We start from the raw sequence: 20,450 nt of genomic DNA, 5'->3' as shown, positions 1-20,450 counted from the left end.
CCCGGCCCCGGGCACGGTGTCCCCGCCCCCGCCGCAATCTCCGCTCAGCCCTCCGCGAGGAGCTCCCGTGCACGGCACCCGCAAAGCCACCCCCGGCGCCCGCCAGGTCCGGCTCGCCTCGTGCGCCCTGCTGGCCGCGGCGATCGCCCTCGCCGGCTGCGAACGCGGCTCGACGGACGGCACGGGGGAGTCCACGACCGGCCCGAACGGCTGCCCCGCCGTCCACACCAGGGCACAGGCCGCCGTCGACCGGGCGGAGCGGACCGACGTCCCGTGGGACGGGCCGACCACCGGCCCCCCGGCGGTGCCCCGCAAGACCATCGTGTTCGTCGCCCAGACCATGACCAACCCCGGGGTCGCAGGTGCCGCGAACGGGGTGCGCGAGGCCGCGCGGGTGATCGGCTGGAACGTCCGGGTGATCGACGGCCAGGGCACCCCCACCGGAATCCGGGCGGCGATGAGCGAGGCGGTGACCCTCAAGCCCTCGGGCATCGTCATCGGCGGATTCGACCCCGGCTCGACGGCCCCGCAGACCGCACGGGCCGACGCCGAGCACATCCCGCTCGTCGGCTGGCACGCCCTCGCCGCTCCCGGCCCCAGCCGGCGGCCCGAGCTCTTCACCAACGTCACCACCCGCGTCGAGGACGTGGCCGGCATCAGCGCCCAGTGGGTCATCGCGGAGTCCCGCGGCCGCGCCGGGGTCGTGCTCATCACCGACGCCTCGATCCCCTTCGCGAAGGACAAGTCCGACCTGATCAGGAAGAAGCTCGCCACCTGCCGGGGCGTGAAGCTGCTGGCGTACGAGAACATCCCGATCCCCGACGCGAGCAGCCGCACCCCGCGGGAGATCTCCTCCCTGCTGTCCCGGTTCGGGAACGAGTGGACCCACTCCGTGGCCATCAACGACCTCTACTTCGCCGACGCGGCCCCCGCCTTCCGCGCGGCGGGCCGCAAAGGCGCCGGCCCGCCGTTCAACATCGGCGCCGGCGACGGCGACCCCTCCGCCTTCCAGCGCATCAACAGCGGGCAGTACCAGGCCGCCACCGTCCCGGAACCGCTGTCCCTCCAGGGCTGGCAGATCATCGACGAGTTCAACCGCGCCTTCTCCGGCCGCCCCGCCAGCGGATACGTGGCCTCCGTCCACATCACCACGGCCGGCAACAGCGGCGGTGCCACGTCCTGGGACCCGTCCGGCTACCGGGAGGCGTACCGGAAGATCTGGGGCGGGTAGCGGACCGCGCACGCGAGTGGCCCACCGCCGCCGCGCCCGGGGCCCGGCGGCACGGGCTACGTCCACCACGGCTTCGCCGAGGCCGCGTCCGCCGTGCGGTGTCGACGGGGCGTACTGTGGCCGCAAAGGTGACCGAGGCGGTGGTGGCGGATGGAGTGGCGCGAGTTCGCCGAGCGGATGGCCCTGCTCGCGCGGGATCTGCTCCGGCAGGACTCTGTCCAGGCGACCCTGGACGAGATCACCGCGTCGGCGGTGAAGCTGGTCGAGGGCTGTGACGCGGCGGGGATCCTCGCGGTGCGCAAAGGCAAGGCCGTGACCTTGTCCGCCTGCGGGGACATAGTCACCGAGTGCGACCGGCTCCAGGGGGAGGTGGGGGAGGGGCCGTGCTTCGATCTGGCCCGCGGCGCGGACAACGGCGGCGAGCGCGCCTTCCGTATCGCGGACATGACCCAGCCCCCGGGATCCTGGCCCCGCTTCGCCGCCGGCGCCCGCGAACTCGGCATCGGAAGCATGACGGGCGTCCTGCTCTACACCCACAACGAGGACTTCGGCGCGCTGAACCTCTACGCGCGCCGCCCCGGGGCCTTCGACAAGGACATCGAAACCGCCGGCTGGCTGCTGGCCTCGCACGCGGCCGTCGCCCTGGCCGACGCCCGCGCCATCGACCAGCTCGAGCACGCCCTGGAGACCCGGCACGCCATCGGCGAAGCCATGGGCATCCTCAGGGAACGCCACGGCCTGAGCGAGGAGGAGGCCTTCAACGTGCTGCGCCGCCTGTCCCAGCACCACAACATCAAGCTGCGGGACATCGCCCAGCGGGTGAGGGACGAAGGCACCGCACCGGCCTGACACCGAGGTGGGGTGCCCGGCCGTACGACCGGGCACCCCACTTCCGCGCGGCCTGGCGACTACCGGCGGCCTACGCGGCCGCGGTACCGCCCTTGGCGCGCTTGCGGCGACGCAGGGCGAACCCCGTGGTCACCGCGCCGGCGGTGAGCAGGCCGGCGGTGAGAGCGAGCGGCGGGGCCGGGGAGGCGGAGGTGCTCGCGGCGGCGTTCTGCGCCTTGAGGTCCTCGACGTACGGCGGGTACGCGGCGTGCGTGGAGGCGGCCGTCGAGGTCTGGCTGTAGTGCGGGATCCGCTGGACCGACTTGACCGAGCCGTCCGGGTTCAGCAGCACCTGCTTGTCGTTGGGGTGCCGGAAGTCGAACATGTGGGTGAGCGTGCCGGAGCGCTGGTCGAAGGAGGCGTCACCGATGCGGCCGGTGTGCCAGTTGTCCTCGATGAACTTGGGGATCGACGCCTGCTCGGTGGCGGTGTGGTCCACCGAATTCACCTTGCTGTAGGGGGAGATGACCAGCAGCGGCTGCCGGGTGCCGGGGCCGCAGCGGTCCGCGTAGCCGCCCGCGGCGGCGGGGCCGGCCTGGCAGGCGGGGCTGTCGAGGGCCTTGCCGTTGGAGCCGGCGGTGGAGTCCTTCGAGCCGTTGAGCACATCGGCGCTGACGTGGTCGTACCAGCCGTCGGAGTCGTCGTAGGCGACCACGACCGCGGTGGACTTCCACTGCGGGGACCGCTGAAGCGCGTTGATCTCCTGGACCAGGAAGTGCTGCTCGTCGATCGGGTCGGAGTAACCGGCGTGGCCGTCCTGGTACTCGGCGGCCTTCAGGAAGCTCACCGCGGGGAGGTTTCCGGCCTTGAGGGCGGCATCGAAGTCGGTCAGGTCGTAGTTGTGGTTCGCCCGGCCGCCGTGTCCGATCTCGGCGACGTCCTTGGGAGCAAGGTGGTGCGGGTTGGACGTCGACTTGTAGTACTGGAACGGGGAGTGGTGCGGGCTGTAGTCCTCCGCGGCCGCCCCGCCGATGTTGGTGTGGGTGGCGCCGCCGCACTTGGCGTAGTCGCCCTGCTTGCCGTCCCAGGCGGTGCTGGGGCGGAAGCCGCCCTGGAACCAGCCCCAGCTCACACCCTTGGAGTTGAGCAGGTCACCGATGTTCTTGCCCTGCATCGCCGCCAGTGCGCTGGTGCTGGAGTGGTCCTTGTCCGAGCAGTCGTCGTAGGCCGGGTCCGGGTCGTTGATGACCGTGCCGACGCCCTGGGCGTTCGGGGAGAGGACCGCGTACGGGTCGGGGGTCTTGGTCTGCTTCGGGTTCTCCGTGCCGGAGGCCGGGTCGACCGAGATGACGCCGTGGGTCTGACCGGAGATCAGATTGAGCGCGCCCGGTGTGGACGGGCCGTAGACCGAGCTGAAGGAGCGGTCGTTCAGGGCGTACCGCTGCGCGTAGTTCCACAGGCCGGTGACGGTGTTGCCGTCGTAGTAGTCCATTACCAGGCCGGGCTCGCCGAAGAGGCCCGAGCACTTGCTGACTTCGGTGTTCTCGACGTACTTGTCGGCCTTGCCGCCGTCCGCCGCGTACTGCTCGGGGCCGTAGGAATGGTTCTGGTCGCAGGTCATGGCCTGCGAACTGGCCAGCCGCTTGGGCGCGTACAGGTTCGGGTTCTTCGTCAGCAGCCCGGCGTTGAGCAGGTTGTCGGCCTTCGGGGTGTGCTTGCCGGCCTTGAACGTGGTGCCGTCGGTGTTGGCGGCCTTGGGGTAGGTGGCGAAGTAGTGGTCGAACGAGATGTTCTCGTCGTAGATCACCACCACGTGCTTGATCGGAGTCGCGGTACGCGTGCCGGGGTGGCCGTGGCCGCCGTGTGCCGAAGCCGCCGACGCGGGGACGACGCCGCCGGCGGTCGCCAGGGCCGCCGCGCCGAGCAGGGCGCCCACACGGCTCAGCCGGCGCCGCGCACTTGAGGTTCTTCCTGTGCCGATCATGCTGTCTCGCCTTTCCGAGAGCACTGATTTCCGCTGCCAGGACATCGAAGGCCCTGGCATCCACGGCGGGATCCTCGGCAATGCCGGCGGCGGTGCGGGGGTGCGGCCGTGACAGGTGAGCGAATGTTCGGTCAGGAAACCCTCAAGCCAGGAGAGTGCGTCCCAGCCAGTCGGAGCTGTCCCGTACTCCGGGCAGGGCGAAGAAGTAGCCGCCGCCGAACGGGCTGATGTAGTCGACCAGGGGTTCGCCCGCCAGCCGCTTCTGTACGGTCTCGAACTGGCGGGTGAGGTCCTGCTGGTAGCAGCAGAACAGCAGGCCCATGTCGAGGTTGCCGTTGGAGTCCATGCCCCGGTCGTAGTTGTAGCCGCGGCGCAGGATGCGCTGTCCGGCGCTGGCGGCGGTGCGTGGATCGGCCCGCCGGATGTGGCTGTCCAGCGGGATCACATCACCCTTCGGGTCCTGCGCGTAGTCGGGGACATCGGTCTCGTGGCGCCCGTCCAGGGGCGCGCCGGTGTCCCGGGCGCGCCCGAACATCCGCTCCTGCTCGGTGAGGGAGACCCGGTCCCAGAACTCCACCAGCATCCGGATCAGCCGTACGACCTGGTAGCTGCCGCCGGCCGCCCAGTCCGGCTCGCCGCTGCCGCTGCCCACCCAGACCAGGCGGTCCATCTCGCGGGTGTCGCGCACGTCCGGGTTGGCGATGCCGTCCTTGAAGCCCATGTGGTTGCGCGGAGCACCGGAGGGGCGCGGCGGGCCGACGAAACCGTCCATCCGCCAGCGCACCTGCATGCCGCCCCTGGTGTGCCGGGCGAGGTCGCGCAGGGCGTGCAGCACCGTGTCCGGGCTGCCGGCGCAGAACTGGACGCTCAGGTCGCCGTGGCACCAGTCGGCGTCCAGGTCGTCGTCGGGGAACGACGGCATGGCGGTGAGCCGGCGGGGCCTGCGGTCCGCGAGACCGTAGCGGTCGTCGAAGAGGGAGGCGCCGACACCGACCGTGACGGTCAGCCGGTCGGCCGGGACGGTGGGGCCGAGGGTGCCGGAGTCGGCGGGCGGGGCGGTGATGCCCGGTTCCTCCGGGCTGCCGCCGGAGGTGAGGAACCGGGCCCGGTCGGTGAGTGTGCGCAGCAGGTCGGCGAGTTCGCCGCGGTTCGCCGCGGTGGCGTCGAAGGCCACGAGTGCCGTGGAGCGCTGCGCCGGCGTCACGATCCCGGCCTGGTGCGGGCCGTGGAAGGGGACGGTTCCGCTCTCCCGGGACGGCGCGGCGGAGGCCGAGTCGTGGTCGGCGGCCACCAGTCCGGCCCCGGCCACGGCTGCCGCGCTCGCCAGGAAACTCCGGCGGCCGACCTTGTCCGGGGCGTTCACGCGGTCCTCCGTACGTCGGTGAGGGTGGCCACGTCGGCGAGCCTCTCCACCAGTTCGCCCAGGTCCGCGTCGGCCCTCTCCCGCTGCCCGCGGGTGAGTTCGGACAGGGGTGTCCACGTCCCGCCGCGCCGGAAGGAGTCGAGGGTGTGCTGGGTGCGGTCCAGCCAGGAGTCGAGCGCGGTGAGGCCGGTGTCGCGGGTCCGCAGCAGCGGGCGCAGATACCCGAGCAGTACCCGGGTGCCGTCGAGGTTGGCGCGGGCGGTGGCCAGGTTACTGCCGCTGCCGTAGTCGGTGCGGCCGGTCAGCTCGAACTGCACGGTGTTCTCCAGGATTTCGTGCGCCCGCAGGCCTACGTCCGCCGGATCCATCCGCTGCCCCGGCCAGCCGTCGCGCAGTGCGTGCACGGCCTTCGCGAGCCGGTCGGCCGGGCCGCGCAGGCCGGCCGCCGACTCGCCGTGCCACAGCCCGTACTCGAGGCGGTGGAAGCCGGCGAAGTCCGGGTCGTGGACGCCGCCGGACAGCCCGCCCGTGGTGCCGTCGATCTCCGCGTCCGCGTCGCCGAAGGTGCCGTAGGCGGCGCCCATCCGCTCGTACACCAGGTGCGCGGGCAGCCAGGCGGCACGGGCCGCCGCCAGATCTCCGCGGCGGACGGCGTCACGCAGCGCGTCGGTCCTCTTCGCCAGCTCGACGGTGCGGGCCTGGATCCACTTCTGGTAGGCGAGCGTGGGCGGGATGAGGTCCTGCTGGCTCACCGGCACGGCGGCCGGGCCGCTCTTCACGGAGCCACCGGTGACGCGCACGGTGGGGCCGGTGACGGCGTCCGCGTCGTCGGGCAGACACCTGAAGGCGTACGAGCCGTCGCCGAGCGTCACCCGCAGCGGGCGGACGGTGCCCGGCGCGAGCCCTTCGACCTCGCCGTAGACGGCGCTCGTCGCCGGGTCGGTCAGGTACACCTCGGCCGCCGCGCCGGAAGTGTTGTGCAACTCGAAGACCTGGCGGCCGGGTTCGGGGTGCGTCCAGCCGCGACCGCAGCCGGTGGCGGCGATCTGGACGGTGGTGTGCCGCAGACCGTCGGCCGCCGCCCGGTGTCCGCTCCCGCCGGAGCCTCCCACCGACAGCACACCGGCGGTCACCGCGGTCGCTGCCGCCAGCGCGCCGACCGCGAGCAGCGCGGTGCGCCGCCGGGCGGGACTGGATTCGGCTTCAGGCACGCCGGGCCTCCTGAAGGTCGTACGGACGAGGCGCCATGATCCTAGGCAGGTCGCGGAGCCGCGGCCGCCTCCCTGACCAGCTGCTGACCAGAGCAAAAGCGAGAATTCGTCCGCGGTTCACCCGCTCGTTCGATCGGCGGCGCCGAGTGAGGCGCGTCACACTCGCGTCGGCTCGTGTCTTCAGGAAATGCACAGGATTCTCAGGGGGATTTCCTATCGCTGCCCGTCAAAGGCATATGTGGAATTCCTGTGACCTCGGTGATGTGGCATTGCGGGCGGGGTTCGCCGTCTTCTCGTGACACGTTTTCCCGACCCGTTGAACACGCTCTTCGGGTGCCGCGTATGAATGCGTGAGACCGACGGTCGAGTTCACGGTGAATTCCACGGTCCGACTCCCGATCGATTTAAGGAGCTCGCATGCAGAATGTCAGGATGCGCGTACCCGTACCGCGGCCGCAGCGCCCCCAGGGTCCCCCACCCCCGCCCCCGCCGGGCCGGCGCCCCCCACGGCCGGGCCGACCGGAACCGCGCCGCTGACCCAAGTGGACGCGTGAGTTGAGGCTGCCGTTCACCCCGTGCGTCTCCAGCAGGGCGCGCGGGGCGAACGCGTCCTCGGGAAGGTGGAGAGGACGGTCCGGTGGCGGGCAGACAGAGGATGCGGACAGGTGTTCCGGCGGCGTTGGGATTCAGACGGCACGCGCGGATTTCACCGGTCACCACATTCCGCCGCTTCTGGCCGCTGATCCGTCCCGAGCTGTTCCTGCTCGTCGGGGCGGCGCTGTGCCAAACCGTATCCGTGGCCTGTGACACGGTGGCGATCCAGGTTTTCTCCTATCTGACGGACTCGGTTCTCACGTCCGGCGATCCGTCGAAATTCTGGCTGCCCGCCGGAATATGGCTCGCGGTGGCCTTGGTGGGCGCGGCGGCCACCTTCGGCGCCCACCAGTTGACGACCCGCGCCGGCGAGACGTTCCGGCTGCACTGCCGCGACGCGCTGTTCCGGCACGCACAGCTGCTGCCGCCCGACTTCTACGACCGACACCACCAGGGCGATCTGCTCGCCCGGCTCACCGGTGACGTGGACGAGGCGGAGCACGTGGTGGCGTCGGGCCCGGTCCAGTTGCTGAACACCGTGGTCAGCGTGCTGTTCTTCGCGGGCGCCGCGCTCCTCCTGCGCTGGGAGCTCGCGCTGCTGACGTTCGCCGTGGCTCCCGTCTTCGGGCTGGCGGCACGCCGCCTGTCCCGGCCGATCCGGGCGCTGTCGCGCGCCGAGCGGGACAACAGCGGCGCCCTGGTGCAGGCGCTGGACGAGAGCATCGCCAACATGCCCGTGGTGCAGGCCTACAACCGGCAGGACACCGAGCGGCGGCGCGTGCACCGCGAGGGCCTCGCCTGGCTGCGCAGCAGCCTGGCCCGGGCCCGGCCGGCCAATGCCTACCAGCCGCTCGCCGACGTCGTCGAGTCCGTCTCCGTCCTGGCCGTGGTCGGAGCGGGCGCGTGGGAGATCAGCGCCGGACGGCTGACCGTGGGCGGTCTGCTGGCGTTCGCCGCCTACCTCGGCTATCTGTACCCGCAGGTGCAGGCCCTCGGCGGTCTGGCGGTGAGCCTCTCCTCGGCGACGGCGGCCGGCGAGCGGATCTTCGAGGTGCTGGACGCGCGTCCCGCCGTACGCGACGCCGTCGCACCCGCCGACGGCTCTTCCCCCAGCGCCCACGAGGACCGTCGGCCGGGCGGCGGCACGGCCACCGGCGTGGTGTCGTTCGACAACGTCGGCTTCGGCTACCCGGGGGGCGACCGGCGCGTCGTCGACGGCCTCACCTTCACCGCCCGGCCCGGTCAGCTCGTGCTGATCGCGGGTGCGAGCGGCGCGGGCAAGTCCACGCTGGCCAAGCTGCTGCTGCGGTTCTACGACGCCACCGAGGGCCGCATCCTGATCGACGGGCGGGACATCACCGGCATGCCGCTGCACGCGCTGCGCGAGCTGGTCACACTGCTGCCGCAGGAACCGATGCTCTTCGACGGCACCGTCCGCGAGAACATCGCCTTCGGCTGCCCCGACGCCGACGAGGACCGCATCCTGCGCGCGGCCGCGGCGGCGGACGTCGACAGCTTTGTACGGAACATGCCGGGCGGCTACGACGCGCCCGTGGGACAGGGCGGGCGCAGGCTCTCCGGTGGCCAGCGGCAGCGGCTGGCCATCGCCCGGGCCCTGGTCCGCGACACACCCGTGCTGGTGCTGGACGAGCCGACCACCGGGCTGGACGGCGAGGCGGCCGCGCGCGTGCTCGAACCCCTGCGCCGCCTGATGGCGACCCGCACGGCGTTCCTCATCACCCACGACCCGTGGCTGGCCGCGCAGGCCGACGCGGTGGTGGACGTCACCCCCGGCGCCACGCACCCGCCGTACGAGACCGCCGACGCCCTGGGAAGCAGCCCGGTGTAGAAGGGGCAGCACCCGACGGTCACCCAGCGGCTTCTGCCGGGTCGCCGAGCAGCGCCGGCTCGCGCAACTCCCGGCGCAACTCCTGGCGCAGCACCGGAGTCAGCGCCTCGGCACAGGACTCCGCGACATGGCTCTCGTCCCGGTAGACGAACGTGTCGCCCACGACCACGGGACACTTGCCCGAGCGCGGGCACAGCCAGGGCTTCGGGTCGAGGACGGCGGCGCCGGCCCGCCGGGCGGCCTTCCGGCCGGCCTCCCTGAGCACCGGGTCCCTGACCGCGTCGCGCTGGTCCGGCTCGCAGTTCTCCAGCCACAGGGGATAGCTGGACGCGCACTCGACGGCATCGCCCTTGGGCCACGGATTGTCGAGCAGTACGGCAACGTGGTCCGCGGCGCGGACCAGCGTCCGGTAGACGCGTTCGTAGCCCGCCTCCCAGTCCCGCCGGGGGTCCGCCATCCGCCGCACCGGCGTGGCCGCCTCGGAGGAGGAGGCGACCACCAGCGTCGGACGCAGCCGCGCGATCCGCTCCAGCGTCTTCTCCCGCCACGTGTCGCACGCCTCGTACGGCCGGTGCTTGTTGACGGTCGTGATGTCGGCGGTCTTGCAGGACGCCTTCGTCAGCGACACCAGCTTCCACCCGTACTGCCGGCTCAGCTTCTCCAGCGCCGGGAACCACTGCGCGGCATGGGAGTCCCCGTAGAGGACGACGACCCGGTCGGAGGTCCGCTCCCCGTACGCGCAGGCGGGTGACTCGGTGGCGGCGTAGTCGACGTGACAGCTGTCGCGGTAGACGGCCGACCGCTGCTTCTTGATGTCGGGGAGCCACGGTGACATGTTGCGCGGCAGGCCGGTCGCGGGTGCGGCGACGAGGCCGGCGAGCCGGGTCCGCGGGTCCTGGGCCGTGGTGAGGGCCTCGTCGAGCCTGGCGGCACGGACGCCGGAACCGATCGACGGCGGGAAGTGCGCCGCGACGAGGGCGCCGGACACGACAGCCGCCGACAGGCCGAGGCCGAACGACACGGCCGCGGTGGGCCTGCCGCGCAGCGGGCCGTGGAACCGGACGGGGTTCTCCACGAGGTGCAGGCTCACCCAGGCCAGCAGCAGGGCGGCCGCGCACAGGGCGAGGTTCAGCAGGGGCTCGGCCGCCCGGCGCAGGGCCACGGGGCCGATCATCAGCAGTGGCCAGTGCCACAGGTACCAGCCGTACGAGAGGTCGCCCAGCCAGGTCGCGGGGCGCAGCCCGAGCGACCGGGAGGCGAAGGACGGGGCGGCATGGCACCCGCCCGCGATCACCAGCGCGGCACCCAGCACGGGCAGCAGCGCGAAGTGGCCGGGAAACGCCGTGGCGTCGTCGTACAGCACCGCCGACGCGACGACGCAGGCGAGCCCCAGCCACGTACCCGTGGCGGACAGCGGACGCGGAACGCGCGCCGCCGCCCCGGCGCAGAAGGCCAGCAGACTCCCGGCGCCCAGTTCCCACAGCCGTGTGTGCGGACCGAAGTAGGCCCAGGAGGGCGAGGTCTCGGCCGCCCGGACGCCCAGGACGTACGACACCAGGCACAGTACGGCCAGCGGCAGGGCCCGCGGCCACGGACGCCTGAGGAGTTTCCAGCTGACGAGGAGGAGCACGGGCCACAGGAGGTAGAACTGCTCCTCCACGGACAGCGACCAGAAGTGCTGGAACGGCGAGGGAGTACTGCCCTCGCGCAGGTAGTCGGTGCCGGAGGCCGCCAGGTCGATGTTCATGAAGTACGACGCACTGGCCACCGCGTCGTGCAGGAACTCGGTGTAGCGGATCTTCGAGGCGAAGAGCCGGCAGCCCGCGATGGTGGCCAGCGAGACCAGGGTCGCGAGGGGGAGGATGCGCACCGCGCGCCGGGCGTAGAAGCGCCGCAGCGACAGCGATCCGGACCGGTCGGCCTCCCGGAGCAGGCCCGAGGTGATGAGGAACCCGGAGATCACGAAGAAGACATCGACCCCGACATAGCCGCCCGCCAGGAACGGGACTCCCGCGTGCGCGAGCACGACGAGCGTGACGGCGAGCCCGCGCAGTCCCTGGATGTCGCCCCGCGAGGGAGGTTTCGACGAACGGGGAGGAACGATTCGCTCGGGGCGGGAGGCCGTGGGAGTGTGCGTCATGCCCTTCAACTGTCCGCGGATCAGGGGAAGTTCCGGTGATGTGCAGGAGCGCCGAAGGCCGACGGTATACCGAGGCGGGATTTCCGCCAAGGCGCCAGGTGGGCGGGCACCTTGGCGAACGTCGGCGAACTTCGCACACCCACGGCCCGCCACTGGCTACCATCGTTGGCCGAGCCGCGGGCAGCTGACGGGACGAATCGCTGCCGCGGAGGAACACGGGGGTGGACCGTGAAACGGTCAGTGGTGTTCGTGCACGGCACCGGGGTGCGCGAGGAGTCGTACGACGCGACCTTCTCGACGATTCGCGGGGAGCTCGGCAGGATCCGGCCCGGATGGGAGGTGCGCGGCTGCCTCTGGGGCCCCGCCGAAGGAGCACGGTTCGTGCACAACGGCGCCTCGATCCCGGGCTACCCCGACTCCGGCGGCGGCAGGGAGCAGGACGCCTCCAACGCCCAGTGGCGGGTGCTCTACCAGGACCCCGGCTACGAACTCCGCCTCCTCGGCCTGCGCACACCGCCCAGGACGGGCATGGCTCCCGGGCTCCCGCCCGCCGAGCGCTTCCGCACCGCCGTCCGGGACTACGCGCCGTCCGACGATCTGCTGGCCCGCTTCGAACGGTACGGCCTGCGCGGGGACTTCGAGGCCGCGCTGCGCACCGTACGGGAGTCGGAGGAGTTACGGGACGCCGCCGCCACCGTCGACCAGAACGGCTTCGAGCACCGGCACGCCGTGGCGAAGGCCGTGGTCGCGGCCACCCTCGACGCGGCCGAACAGCGCGGCGCGGACGCCCTCACCGGCCCCGCCCGTGACGCCCTCCTCGCGGCGCTCAGCACCGAACTGTCCGGGGAGAGCCGCGCGTTGACCGGCAAGTTCGCGCAGGCGGTGAAGACCTCCGCCCTGCGCGCGGCGACACGGCGCGTCGTGGACCGGCGCGGCACGCTGAGCGACAGCATGCTCCCGATGATCGGTGACATCCTCCGGTACCAGGCCCGGGGCGACGGCGTACGGCGGCTGATCCGGCGGACCGTCGAGAACACGCCCGGCGACCGGATCACGCTCCTGGCCCACAGTCTGGGCGGCGTCGCCTGCGTCGATCTGCTGGCTCTGGAGCGACTGGACCGGGTCGATCAGCTGATCACCGTCGGGTCCCAGGCCGGGTTCTTCTACGAATGCGGCGCGCTCGTCTCCGGCGAGCACCCACACGGGCCGCCACCGGACGTCCTCACGGCCTGGCTGAACATCTACGACCCCTGGGACCTGCTGGCGTACGGCACGGCCAAGGTGTTCGACGGGCGCCCCCACGACCTGGAGGTGTCCAACGGACAGCCCTTCCCGCAGGCACACAGCGCGTACTGGCACAACCCCCGGGTATGGGACGCCGTCGACGCATGGCTGAGCTGAACCAGGTCGATCCCGCCGACGTCAGGGCCGTCGTCGTGGGACTGGAGAACTATCCCGGCGCCCCCGAGATGAGCCTGCCCGGAGCGGCGGACAACGCCCTGCGCTTCGCGCGCTGGCTGCGTCGGGGCGACGTGCCGAAAGACAACATCACGGTGCTGCTCTCCCCACTGGACGACGCCATCGGATCGCTCACCGCCACGGCCGCGGAGGCCGACATCCGCTGGCGACGCGTCGCGAAGACCGACGACATCCGCGACGTCTTCGTCCAGGAACTGAGGAACACGCCGGGTGAACTCCTGTACGTGTACTGGGGCGGCCACGGAGTCCTGGGCAAGGACGGGGGCCGGCTGCTGTTCACCCCCGACGCGACCGCCGCAGACCTGCGCTGCATCGGCGTGGAGGAGTTACGCGTCCACCTGACCGGCGTGGACCTGCACGGTTTCGCCCAGCAGGTCCTCTTCTTCGACGCATGCGCCACGTTCGTGGAGAGCCACCAACTGGACCACGGCCCGGCTCCGGTGCCCTTTCCCGGCTGCGACCGCCGCACCGTCGACCAGTTCCTGCTGCACGCGGCCCGCGACGGCCAGGCCGCGGTGCACGACATGGCCGAGGGCACGGGCGTGTTCTCCCGCATGCTGCTGGACTGGCTGGAGGAGCACGCCCCGGACCCGCTGCCCGGCCTCGCGGCACTGGAGGACGCCGTACGGACCTGGTTCGACGAGCGGTACGCCGTCGGAGCCCCGCCCCAGACACCGACCACCTGCCGGCACCGGTCCCTCGACGGCAGGCGGGACACGACCACCGGCTACGCCCGGCCGGTGAACCTGGAAGCCCGGCTCGAGGTCGCCGGCGCCGTCCGGGAGCAGCTCGGCAGCGACAAGGGCGGATGCCTCATGTGGGCCGGCAAGGTCGCCAGACTCTGCGGGTCGTCCTGCTTCGCCGACGGCTACTCGGTCGAGCGGTTCGCCGAGCTGCTCCTCGGCACCCCGAGGGCCATGGCGACCCTCGTCGAGGAACTGACCCGCAAGGACAAGCGCGAGGCCGCCCGGGAACTCCTCGACCTCTCCCTCGCCCTCCAGGCACCCGGACTGCTCTCCGTCCAGGAGTACGCCGACCTCCGCTCCCTGCTCGCGCGGTGGCCCGCCCTCTCTCCGGCCACGGTCAACGCGATCACGCAGGAGGCCGTCCCCGGGAGCAGCGTCAGGGCCGACAGCGGCGAGCCGTTGGCCACGGCCCGGCTCATGACCCACGTGGCCGGACTCGAGGCCTCTCCCGGCCGCCGCAGCCAGGCTCCGCCGTACGCGCTCAGGGTCCCCGCTGTCGTGCGTTTCCTGCACTACCTCGCGCTCTGCTCCGAACCCGTGGCGGCCGACTACCTGCTGCGCAAGGCGCTGGACGACTGGACCGAGAGAGTCGTACGACGGCTCGGCATCGAGGGCGCACTTCAGTCCGTACGGGAAAGGGCCGTGCGGTGGAACAAGACGTTCGCGGTGACACGCACCCTGCCCCGCGTCGTGGTGCAGATCTATCCCGACGAGCCACGCAAGCTCTTCACCTGCGTGGTGTGGGTGGATCCGGGAACAGGTGAACTCTCCCGCTTCACGCACCCGGACAACGGAAGTCCCATCACCCCGGCACAGGCCGTGCTGCTCATCGAACGGGCCGTCTGGTCCGTCACCGCCGACGACGCCTCTCCCGTGGTGGAGATCGTCCTCCAGCACGACGATCTGTTCGACCTCCGCGTCCACACCTGGGACGGCTCCGACGGCGACGAGACGCTGCCACAGGCCGTCCTCGCCGTCGACCACCGGATCACCCTGCGCTGTGCGCCGATGGCGTCCACCCTCTGGGAGGAACGCAGACAGGCCGCCCTCAGGAGACGGTGGGCCCGTCGCGCGGCCGGGACGGTCGTGTATCTCGACGACCGGCACGCGCAGGCACCCGGACAGCACGCCTACGGAAGGCTGCAACGGGACCTCGACGCCGCACGCGTGGTGGTGCGCACCGCCCGGACCACGGGTGCGCTGCTGGTCCGGGCCGCCCTGGTGCTGGGCTATCCCGTCGTCATCTGGGACGTCTCCGACTCGCAGCAGGTCACCGACACGCACTTCGCGTCCCTGGCGCCCGAACGCGATCTGCACGAACTGCCCGGTCACCTGCGTGACCACTGGGCGCTGAACAAAGAGGACTCCGCGAGTCACCCCCTACAGCCGGCCCTCCTCCTCGAGGACCACGACCGACGGCTTCCCCCGGTGCTGCCGCTGACCCAACCCTCCGGTCCAGAAGAAGCGAGTTACCGATGACCAGTGTCCCCGATGCCGGTGCCGAGCACTCCGGATGGGAGCTCTTCCGGGGCGACGGGCACCAGCGCACCGTGGGCCTCCCCGAGGCCCCGCCGTGGCGCCGCTTCGACGGCGATACGGACACCGCGGAGGATGACGACGGCACCGCCCCGGAAGCCCGCAGGCCGCACTACGTGATCGGTCGCGACGAGGTCGAGGTGATCAACGCCGCCCTCCATCTGCGCCGCCCCCTGCTGGTCACCGGCCACCCCGGGGTCGGCAAGACCTCGCTGGCCGAGGCCATCGCCCATGAGCTGGACCTCGGCCCCGTCCTCCGCTGGCCCGTCAACAGCCGTTCCACCCTGCACGACGCGCTCTACCGGTACGACGCGATCGGCCGTCTCCAGGAGAGCGGCCTGCGGACCGACAAGGGGCAGGCCGCGCCGAACATCGGCAACTACGTCCGCCTGGGAGCCCTCGGCACGGCACTCGTCCCCACCGACAGGCCCCGGGTGCTCCTCGTCGACGAACTGGACAAGGGGGACGTCGACCTGCCCAACGACCTCCTCACCGTGTTCGAGGAGGGCAGCTTCGAGATCCCCGAGCTCTCCCGGCTGCCCGAAACACAGCGGCAGGTAGACGTGTTCACCGCGGACCGCGACCGCCGGGTGACGGTGAGCCGCGGGTTCGTGCGCTGCACCGAGTTCCCCGTCGTGGTGATCACCAGCAACGGCGAGCGCGACTTCCCGCCGGCCTTCCGGCGCCGCTGCCTGCCGCTGTACCTGGCCGACCCCAGGGAGGGACAACTCAGGGAAATCATCGCCGGCCACCTCGGCCCTGAGGCACTGGCGGACGCCGAGGGACTCATCCAGACCTTCCTGGAGCAGCGCGACCTGAAGGAACTCGCCACCGACCAGTTGCTCAACGCCGTGTTCCTGCGCCGGGGCGGCGCCCCCCTCGCCCCCGACGGGCTGTTGCAGACGGTACTGCATCAGCTGAATCCCGGCGGCTGAGCCGTGTACGGGGAAGTACGCAAGGTCCTGGAGGGTGCCGGGCTCGACGTCGACGACGTCGAACTCCTCGATGCCCTGTGGCTCGCCGGACGCCTGCCCGACGGCCCCGACGCGCCGCTCTCCGCCCGGCTGCGAAGCGGCCCCGAAGCGACGACCGACGTGTCACGGCGCGACACGACGCCCGGGACGACGGCGACCGGTCCTCATACGTCCGGTTCGGAGCCCTCCGACGTCCCGGATCCCGATGCCGGCACCGGGGCCGGCAGCGACGCCGCCGACGACACCGAGCCGGACCCCACCGGACAGGAGGACCTCGCGCCGGTCACGGGCGCCCCTGCGGCGGACGGTCCGTCCGGCGTGTTGCGGCTGCTTCCGGGAGGCAGGGTCCTGGGCAACGACCTCGTCCTCGGCCGCGCCCTGCGTCCGCTCAAGCGCCGCGTGCCCAGCGCCTTCCGTACCGAACTCGACGAAGACGCCACCGTCGCCGCACAGGCCGACACCGGCGTGCCGAACGTGGTCCTGCGCCCACTGCCCGAGCGCTGGCTGCGGCTCGCCCTGGTCATCGACAGCGAAGTGTCCATGGTGCTGTGGGAACACCACTGCGGCGAGCTGCACGCGGCCTTCGAACGCAGCGGCGCCTTCCGGCAGATCGAGATCCACCAGCTGCGCCGCGACCCACCGTCGCCGTCCGGCAGGCGTGGGTCCGGCATGTCCCTGGTGCACCCGTGGCGGGACGGCAGGACATCGGCGCTGCCCACCGCCGGGCTGAACGACCCGTCCGGACGCACCCTGGTCCTGGTGATCACGGACGGCACCGCTCCCGGCTGGCGGAACGGCCTGATGCGTCCCGTACTGGAGCGATGGGCCAGGGCCGGGCCGACAGCGGTGCTCCACGTGCTGCCCCGCCACCTGTGGGCCGGTACGGGAGTCACCGGCGACACCTGGCACGTCACGGTCCCACGTCCCGGAGCGCCCAACTCCACCTGGCAGGTGGCCGATCCCGTGCTGCCGTCGTCCATCGCGCCCTTCGACGGGCCCCGCGTACCGGTCGTGGAGCTGACGCCGACCGGACTCCGGGCCTGGGCCAGGGCGATCACCACCGTCGGGCAGCCCGTCCCGATGCGCCTGTGGGAACCCCGGTCGGCGGCTCCCGCGGTCCGGGCCACCACCGTCGGCGCCCACGCCGATGCCCATGCCGACGTCCGCGCCTTCACGCGCTTGGCGTCGCCCAGGGCCGTACGACTCGCCGCGCATCTCGCGGCGGTGTCCCCCGCGACGGTGCCCGTCATGCAGCTGGTGCAGTCCTGTCTGTCCGACCGGTCCGAGGAGTCCGAGCAGTCCGAGCACTCCGAGCACTCCGACACGACCGCTCTCGCCGAAGTGTTCCTCGGCGGCCTGTTGAAACAAGTGCGCGGCTCAGGACCGGGCCTTTCCCAGGCGCCCGCGAAGCACCGCCTGTTCGACTTCACCGCCGAGGCGAAGGACCTGCTCCTCGACACCGTTCCCCTGGCCGACCTGATGGCTTCCAGCCTGCGGGTCGGCGAACGCATGGCACGACTGGTCGGCCGGTCCCCCGATTTTCCCGCCTGGCTGCTGCCGTTCCGCGGCACCACCTGGGAAGCGGCCGAAGGGCAGCCGCAGCCGTTCGCGCGCATCGGGGGCTCGTGGCTCGCGCGGCTGGGGCTGGACGGGGGTGTGGATCGGTTGGGGGACGAGGAGGCCGCCCGTGAGGTGCCTCCCGACGAATTGGTGCTTGTCCTCACCGACCTTCCATTCCAACACGTCCAGCTGCTGGAGTACTTGACAGACGTCGAGGAGTTGGTGAACCGCGGCGGCGATCGAGCTGCCCTGGGCAGGCTCCCCGGGACCGCCTGGCGCGTCGCCCTGGTGGATGCGAGCTCCCGAGCGGGCTCGGCCGCCGCGCTCATCGATCGGGTCGGGCTATGGCTCGGACCGCGAAGGATCTTCTTCGTCGGCCAGGCGACGGGACTGAAGGCCGCCCTCCGCATCGGCGACGTGGTGGTCGCGACCGAGGCGTATTCCATCCGGCGGACCAGGAGAAGGTTCCCGGGCTTCCTGGTGAGTCCGGAAACCCTCGGGACGCCGCACCAGGTCCGACAGGCGGCACGCAGGGCGCTGGACGACCGGCCCGACGTCGTCTTCCAACCGGTCGCCGTGGGCAACGCCGCCCTGGCCGATTTCGCCGCGCCGATCGCCGCTCAGCTGCGGGAGCACGACCGGGACGCGGTAGCCCTGGAGCTCGGCGGCGTGGGAGCCACCCTGCTCGACGGCGCGTACGAGGCTTTGATCGTCCTTGGGGTCAGCGACCATGCCGATACGGAGTCCCGCGTGGAAGCCGAGGCCCCGGGGAGCTACGCCGCGTCGAAGGCTGCTGAAGCGGCCCTCGACGTGCTGCGCACGCTGGAACCGGAGACGGACGCGGTCCCCGTGTCCGGCGCGGACCACTTCGACTTCCGGGATTCGACGTTCACCGGGCCCGCGGTCGGCACGGCTCTGACCGGGCTGCCTCCGCGCGTGTCCGGCGTCACCGGCCGGGACCAGGAACTCGCCTATCTTCTCGAGTTGTTGAGCCCCACCGGGAGGGAGGGTGCGGAGTCGGTCCACTCCCTGGTCGTCTCCGGCCTCGCCGGGATCGGGAAGACCGCTTTGGCGGTGGAGGCAGCGCATGTCGCCCACCTGCGAGGCTGGTTCCCGGGTGGGGTGCTCTTCCTGGATCTGCGTGGGTACGACAACGACGCAGTCAGCGAGGAGCAGGCGTTGGAGACGATGCTCAGGGCCTTGGGCGTCAGACCGGAGCACGTTCCGCCGCAGCCTGACGAGCGTGCCATGCTCTACCGCTCGATTCTGACGGAACGTCTTCGCGTGCAAGGTCCCGTGCTGGTGCTGCTCGACAACGCGGTCTCGTCGCAGCAGGTACGGCCACTGATCCCGGGTGGCCCCCAACACCGACTCCTCGTCACCTCACGCCACAGGCTGGTCCAACTCGAATCACGGTGCATGGATTTGGACGTTTTCACGCCCGGCGAGGCGCACGGTTTCCTCGACCGTGCCCTGCGGGTCGCCGACCCGGCGGACACCCGGGTGGCCGACGAGGCCGAGGCGGCCGCGGAGATCGCCAGGCTCTGCGGGCATCTGCCGCTTGCCCTGCAGATCGCGGCGAGCCTGCTGACGGCGGACAGGGAGAGATCCGTCGCCGAACTCGCCGACGAACTGGCCGGGTCCGCCAATCGTCTCGCCGTTCTGGACGACGGTGAGTACAGCATCCGCGCCGCCTTCGACCTGTCGTACCGACGGCTGTCGGCCGACGAGGCCCGCCTGCTCCGGCTGTTCGCCGCCGCTCCGGGCCCTGACGCGGGTGCCGAGGTTCTCGAGGCCCTGAACGGAACGGGGACGGTGGGCACGGCGCCGACTCGTGTGCTCAGTGCCCTGGCCCGCGCACATCTGGTGCAGCGACGGAGCATGCCGGGACGGTGGCGGTTGCACAGCCTGGTGAAGGCGTACGCGAACAGTCTGACGGTGGGCGATCCGGTGCTGTCGGAGGAGGCCGACGCGGGCCGTGAGCGGGTGCTGCGGTACTTCCTGCGCACGGCCGACGCGGCCGACGACCGCCTCCGGTGGCTGCCGGGCCAGTTCGAACCCGCGCTGTTCGCCACCCAGGAGGAGGCACTGGTGTGGCTGGACTCCGAGCGACTCGGACTGCTGGCGGCCGTCCAGTGGGCCGATGAGGAGCGGTTCGCTCCCGAGGCGGTGCGGCTGGCCATCTGCCTGGCGGGTTATCTGAAGCGACGCAGGTACACCGGAGACTCCATCGCCGTCTACCGGATCGCCCAGCGGGCCGCCCGGCGCACCGGGGACCGGCTCAGTGAGGCCAACGCGTGGGACAACCTCGGCAACGCCCTGCGGCGGGCGGGCCGGGTCGAGGAGGCGATCGAAGCCCATGTGCTCGCCCGAGATCTGTGCCGGGAGATCGGGGAGCGCAACAGCGAGGCCATCACGTGGACCAGCCTCGGCAACGCCCTGCGGTGGGTGGGCCGGGTCGAGGAGGCGATCGACGCCCATACCGTCGCCGTCGAGCTCTGCGAGGAGACCGGAAACCTCAGCGGCGTGGCCCGCGCGTGGGACTGCCTCGGCAAGGATCTGCTACAGGCCCACCGGGTGGACGAGGCGATCGTCGCCCACGAACGCGCTCGCGATGTGTACCTGCGGATCAGGGACATCGAGGGCCAGGCCTACGCTTGGCGCCACATGGGTGACTGCCTGCGCCAGGTGGACCGATTGGAAGAGGCGACCGAGGCGTACACCCGGTCGCTCGACATCCTCCGCGCGTTCCAGGACCGGTACCAGGCCGGTGCGGTTCTCGCACGCCTGGCCACCGTGCACGAGGCCGCCGGCCGAGGATACGAGGCAGTGGCCGCCTACCAGGAGGCCGCGGAGGCCTACACGAGCGCCGACGCCCCCGATGAGGCCGCCCGCGCATCGGCCCGTGCCGTCGAGGTCATGTCCGCCATGGAGGGGGGCGACCACATCGCCTGA

11 protein-coding genes are annotated in these 20,450 nt (G+C 71.8%); 7 read left to right on the top strand and 4 right to left on the bottom strand.

Features of this window, described 5'->3' with window-relative positions:
* Positions 1-67 precede the first annotated feature (67 nt).
* Positions 68-1,231 (top strand): substrate-binding domain-containing protein, encoded by a 1,164-nt coding sequence (locus ABZ915_RS24620; protein ID WP_361806957.1) that lies wholly within the window; start codon positions 68-70, stop codon positions 1,229-1,231.
* A 150-nt stretch (positions 1,232-1,381) separates the two neighbouring features.
* Positions 1,382-2,080, top strand: coding sequence for a GAF and ANTAR domain-containing protein (locus ABZ915_RS24615; protein WP_361806954.1), 699 nt, complete (start codon positions 1,382-1,384; stop codon positions 2,078-2,080).
* 70 nt (positions 2,081-2,150) lie between these two features.
* On the opposite strand, the gene ABZ915_RS24610 is transcribed toward ABZ915_RS24615, so the two are convergent.
* The 3 genes from ABZ915_RS24610 to ABZ915_RS24600 form a co-directional block, all read right to left on the bottom strand.
* On the bottom strand, positions 2,151-4,043 hold the full coding sequence (locus tag ABZ915_RS24610) for an alkaline phosphatase family protein (RefSeq protein WP_361806951.1): 1,893 nt from the start codon (positions 4,041-4,043) through the stop codon (positions 2,151-2,153).
* A gap of 142 nt (positions 4,044-4,185) precedes the next feature.
* Positions 4,186-5,406 carry an iron uptake transporter deferrochelatase/peroxidase subunit gene (gene efeB, locus ABZ915_RS24605; protein ID WP_361806948.1) on the bottom strand — a complete coding sequence of 407 codons (1,221 nt, stop codon included), beginning with the start codon at positions 5,404-5,406 and terminating at the stop codon, positions 4,186-4,188.
* Positions 5,403-6,617 (bottom strand): EfeM/EfeO family lipoprotein, encoded by a 1,215-nt coding sequence (locus tag ABZ915_RS24600; RefSeq protein ID WP_361806945.1) that lies wholly within the window; start codon positions 6,615-6,617, stop codon positions 5,403-5,405. The genes efeB and ABZ915_RS24600 overlap by 4 nt, the downstream gene beginning before the upstream one ends.
* A 655-nt stretch (positions 6,618-7,272) precedes the next feature.
* Between ABZ915_RS24600 and ABZ915_RS24595 the strand changes: the two genes are divergently transcribed.
* The gene (locus tag ABZ915_RS24595; RefSeq protein WP_361807401.1) at positions 7,273-9,060 is read left to right on the top strand and encodes an ABC transporter ATP-binding protein; all 1,788 of its coding nucleotides are present in this window, start codon (positions 7,273-7,275) and stop codon (positions 9,058-9,060) included.
* A gap of 19 nt (positions 9,061-9,079) precedes the next feature.
* On the opposite strand, the gene ABZ915_RS24590 is transcribed toward ABZ915_RS24595, so the two are convergent.
* Complete coding sequence (locus ABZ915_RS24590; RefSeq protein WP_361806942.1) at positions 9,080-11,200, bottom strand: acyltransferase family protein; 2,121 nt, start codon at positions 11,198-11,200, stop codon at positions 9,080-9,082.
* 228 nt (positions 11,201-11,428) lie between these two features.
* On the opposite strand from ABZ915_RS24590, the gene ABZ915_RS24585 reads away from it, so the two are divergent.
* The 4 genes from ABZ915_RS24585 to ABZ915_RS24570 are packed head-to-tail and all read left to right on the top strand — an operon-like array spanning position 11,429 to position 20,450.
* On the top strand, positions 11,429-12,601 hold the full coding sequence (locus ABZ915_RS24585; protein ID WP_361806939.1) for a hypothetical protein: 1,173 nt from the start codon (positions 11,429-11,431) through the stop codon (positions 12,599-12,601).
* On the top strand, positions 12,589-14,904 hold the full coding sequence (locus ABZ915_RS24580) for a hypothetical protein (RefSeq protein ID WP_361806936.1): 2,316 nt from the start codon (positions 12,589-12,591) through the stop codon (positions 14,902-14,904). Before ABZ915_RS24585 ends, ABZ915_RS24580 begins: the two co-directional genes overlap by 13 nt.
* Entirely contained in the window at positions 14,901-15,896 is a 996-nt protein-coding gene (locus ABZ915_RS24575; protein WP_361806934.1) for a MoxR family ATPase, read from the top strand. Before ABZ915_RS24580 ends, ABZ915_RS24575 begins: the two co-directional genes overlap by 4 nt.
* A 3-nt stretch (positions 15,897-15,899) precedes the next feature.
* On the top strand, positions 15,900-20,450 hold the full coding sequence (locus tag ABZ915_RS24570; protein ID WP_361806931.1) for an SAV_2336 N-terminal domain-related protein: 4,551 nt from the start codon (positions 15,900-15,902) through the stop codon (positions 20,448-20,450).

Source organism: Streptomyces sp. NPDC046915, assembly GCF_040644935.1.
In the GTDB taxonomy this organism is placed as follows: Bacteria; Actinomycetota; Actinomycetes; order Streptomycetales; family Streptomycetaceae; genus Streptomyces.
The sequence above is the reverse complement of the archived record's forward strand: the minus strand, read 5'-3'. Positions and strand labels throughout refer to the sequence as shown.

What these genes read in the sequence shown, in the direction of transcription:
- ABZ915_RS24615 (WP_361806954.1), top strand. Translation starts at nt 1,382, where the DNA reads ATGGAGTGGCGCGAGTTCGCCGAGCGGATGGCCCTGCTCGCGCGGGAT.
- ABZ915_RS24610 (WP_361806951.1), bottom strand. Translation starts at nt 4,043, where the DNA reads ATGATCGGCACAGGAAGAACCTCAAGTGCGCGGCGCCGGCTGAGCCGT.
- ABZ915_RS24595 (WP_361807401.1), top strand. Translation starts at nt 7,273, where the DNA reads ATGCGGACAGGTGTTCCGGCGGCGTTGGGATTCAGACGGCACGCGCGG.
- ABZ915_RS24590 (WP_361806942.1), bottom strand. Translation starts at nt 11,200, where the DNA reads ATGACGCACACTCCCACGGCCTCCCGCCCCGAGCGAATCGTTCCTCCC.
- ABZ915_RS24580 (WP_361806936.1), top strand. Translation starts at nt 12,589, where the DNA reads ATGGCTGAGCTGAACCAGGTCGATCCCGCCGACGTCAGGGCCGTCGTC.
- ABZ915_RS24575 (WP_361806934.1), top strand. Translation starts at nt 14,901, where the DNA reads ATGACCAGTGTCCCCGATGCCGGTGCCGAGCACTCCGGATGGGAGCTC.